Origin of the sequence: Natronospira sp., assembly GCF_007134575.1 — a bacterium.
In the GTDB taxonomy this organism is placed as follows: Bacteria; Pseudomonadota; Gammaproteobacteria; order Natronospirales; family Natronospiraceae; genus Natronospira; species Natronospira elongata.
This window is the reverse complement of the sequence record NZ_SLKM01000165.1, coordinates 1-2,797: the sequence shown is the minus strand read 5'-3', so window position 1 is coordinate 2,797 and position 2,797 is coordinate 1. Positions and strand designations below refer to the sequence as shown.

The window sequence follows — 2,797 nt, the reverse complement described above, 5'->3', positions numbered from 1 at the left end:
GGAGTGTTGTTGATGAACGCCGACATCACGCCCACGGTGATCATCATCACCACCAGGCCGGCCCACAGGTTGACCTGAAACACACGGGCGGAAACCCGGCCCAGGGTTTCCACCGCCCCGGTCCGAAACAGCGCGGCGCTGATGACGAACATGGCCGCGACGGTTACCGTGGCCGTGTTGGAGAACCCGGCGATGCCCTCCTCGGGGCTGACCACGCCGGAGAGCAGGAGTACGGCCATGATGATCAGCGCCACCATGTCCACCGGCAGCTTCTCCGAGGCGAACAGGGCCACCGCCATGGCCACCAGCGCCAGGACGAAGAGGATCTCGATGGTCACCGGTCCGCCCCCGTCCGCTGGCTGAGGTGCTCGCCTGAGCGCCCGGCCGAAAAGTGAAACCCCGGGGACTTTCGAGCGGGACCAGAGCCCGAACTCCCGGTTGAGCCCCGGTCTCGGTCGTCAGATCGGCTTCGGTCTGTGGTCCTGCCCATCGGCCGATTCTACCAGCCCACGGCGTCCCTTCCGCGGCGGGGGTTCTCGGCGGGAAAGGGTGCCGGGTGCCCAATCCTGACTCGCTGGGTGGCCCGGTCGGGAAGCCGCCGGGCGACTTTCGGGTTGATGTTGGTGAGGAGGCGGTATGACGAAGGCGCTCTTTTGGCAGGTGATGACCGCGGCGGTGCTGCTGCTGACCCTGAGCGGTGGTGCCGGTGCGGCGACCCTGGTGGTGGTCAACAAGGCCGAGGCGACGGTTTCGCTGGTGGATATTGCCAGCGGTGAGGTGCGGGCCACCCTGCCGGTGGGGGAGGGACCCCACGAGGTGGGAGTTTCTCCGGATGGGCGACTCGCCCTGGTGGGCAATTACGGGGTTCGCAATACGCCGGGATCCTCCCTGACCCTGATCGATATCCCCAGTGCCAGGGTGGTTCGCACCATCGACCTGGGCGAGTACCGGCGGCCCCACGGCATCGTGTGGCTGGGCGACGGCCGCCGCGCGGTCGTGACGGCTGAGACCAACAAGGCGCTGCTGGTGGTGGACACGACCACCGGTGAGGTGGTGGCGGCCGTCGACACCGACCAGGAGGTCTCCCATATGGTGGCGGTAACGCCGGACGGCGGCCGCGCCTTTGTGACCAATATCCGCTCGGGCTCGGTGACGGTGGTGGACCTCGAGACCAACACCCGTGTCGCCAACATCCCCACCGGCGAGGGGGCCGAAGGGGTTGCGGTGACGCCGGACGGGGCGACCGTCTGGGTCACCAACCGGGCGGCGGATACGGTCACCGTGCTGGATGCCCGGACCCTGGAGGTCGTGGCAGAGCTGGAGTCGCCGTCGTTCCCCATCCGGGCCATGGCCACGTCGGACGGGCGGCGGGTGCTGGTGACCAACGCCCGTTCCGGGGACCTGTCGGTGTTCGACGTGGCCGGTCGGTCGCTGGAGCGCCGCATGTCGTTGCAGGTGGAGGCGAGTCATGTTGAGGGGCGGCTTTTCGGCGACACGTTCGGCGACAGCTCCGTGCCCATCGGCATCCTCATCTCGCCCGATGACAAGCTGGCGTTCATCGCCCACTCCAACGCCGACCAGATCACGGTGGTGGACCTGAAGTCCTGGAGCATCGCCGGCGCCCTGACCGCGGGCAAGGAGCCCGACGGGCTGGGGTTCTCACCCCACTCGGTCCCGGTTCGGCCGGTGAACGGGGCGGTGATGCTGGCCCCCCGGTGTGGCAGCAAGGGGGCGGGTGGCAGGCGCTGATCGACCCCTGGTGCAGACTCGCCGGTAGGTGCACGGCGCTGTAGTTCGTTCGGGACGAGGCTGGTGAGAACGGTCGTTGGCAGCGGCAGCAGCACGCAGGTCCGGGGTGCCGGGTCGCTGAGGTAGACTCCGCGGTGTGAAGCGCGAGGTCGATGCAGTGAACGTCCACGTTCCGGGAGTACGCAGCTTCCGGGGCACAACGCCCCGGCTGGGCGCACAGGTGTGGGTGGACCCCGGCGCGCACGTCATCGGCGACGTCACCCTGGGCGATGACTGTTCGGTGTGGCCGGGAGCCGTGATTCGCGGCGACATGCACAGCATCACCATCGGCGCGCGGTGTTCGGTCCAGGATTGCGCCGTGCTCCACATCACCCACGATTCCCGATTCAACCCGGGGGGGTACCCGCTGGTGGTCGGCGACGATGTGAGTATCGCCCACCAGGCGGTGTTGCACGGCTGCACCATCGGCAGCCGGGTGGTGATCGGGATGCAGGCCATGGTGATGGACGGCGCGGTGGTGGGTGACGACGTGATCCTGGCCGCCGGTTCGCTGGTGCCGCCGGGCAAGGTCTTCGAGGGCGGCATGCTGTATCGCGGGCGCCCCGCCCAACCGGTGCGACCGCTGACCGCCGAGGAGCTGGCGTTCCTGCCCTATGTGGCCGGCAACTACGTCAAGCTGAAGGATCAGTACCTGGCCGAACCGGCGACGCTATGAGGATGCTATTTGTTGTCGGCGTGTCGTGGCTCGTCGTTGGACTGCTTCTGCCCGGCTGCCGGAGCGCGTCCGTGCCCGTTTCGGAGCCGACGCTGGGACCTGTCGCCCCGATCTGGGTGGTGCAGACGTTCACCGGCGGCCGGCAGTGCCAACCGGGCAGCTACACCCCGCCGGACGTACGGGTCATGCTGGAGAGGGTTGGGGTCGCGGTGCTGGAGACCCGGGTTGAGCCCCTGTCGGTGTGCCACGCTTGCGATATCTGCCCTGCCTATTCGGCCGACCACTTCGTGCTCATCGACCCGGCGCACCTCGATGCGGCGCAAGCGGCCGGCT

General features: G+C 68.4%; 4 protein-coding genes. 3 read left to right on the top strand and 1 reads right to left on the bottom strand.

Annotation, left to right across the window (positions count from 1 at the left end):
• Positions 1 to 338 (bottom strand): SLC13 family permease (locus ACJWXQ_RS06540; RefSeq protein WP_406672414.1); only part of this gene is annotated, 338 nt, incomplete at its 3' end.
• 298 nt (positions 339 to 636) lie between these two features.
• On the opposite strand from ACJWXQ_RS06540, the gene ACJWXQ_RS06535 reads away from it, so the two are divergent.
• The 3 genes from ACJWXQ_RS06535 to ACJWXQ_RS06525 all read left to right on the top strand — a co-directional run.
• Positions 637 to 1,749, top strand: coding sequence for a cytochrome D1 domain-containing protein (locus ACJWXQ_RS06535; RefSeq protein WP_406672413.1), 1,113 nt, complete (start codon positions 637 to 639; stop codon positions 1,747 to 1,749).
• A 136-nt stretch (positions 1,750 to 1,885) separates the two neighbouring features.
• Positions 1,886 to 2,464 carry a gamma carbonic anhydrase family protein gene (locus ACJWXQ_RS06530; RefSeq protein ID WP_406672412.1) on the top strand — a complete coding sequence of 193 codons (579 nt, stop codon included), beginning with the start codon at positions 1,886 to 1,888 and terminating at the stop codon, positions 2,462 to 2,464.
• Between the two features lie 2 nt (positions 2,465 to 2,466).
• Positions 2,467 to 2,797: hypothetical protein (locus tag ACJWXQ_RS06525; RefSeq protein WP_406672411.1), on the top strand; the 331-nt coding region annotated here is incomplete at its 3' end.

Coding starts and splice junctions, on each gene's coding strand:
- ACJWXQ_RS06535 (WP_406672413.1), top strand. CDS start 637: ATGACGAAGGCGCTCTTTTGGCAGGTGATGACCGCGGCGGTGCTGCTG.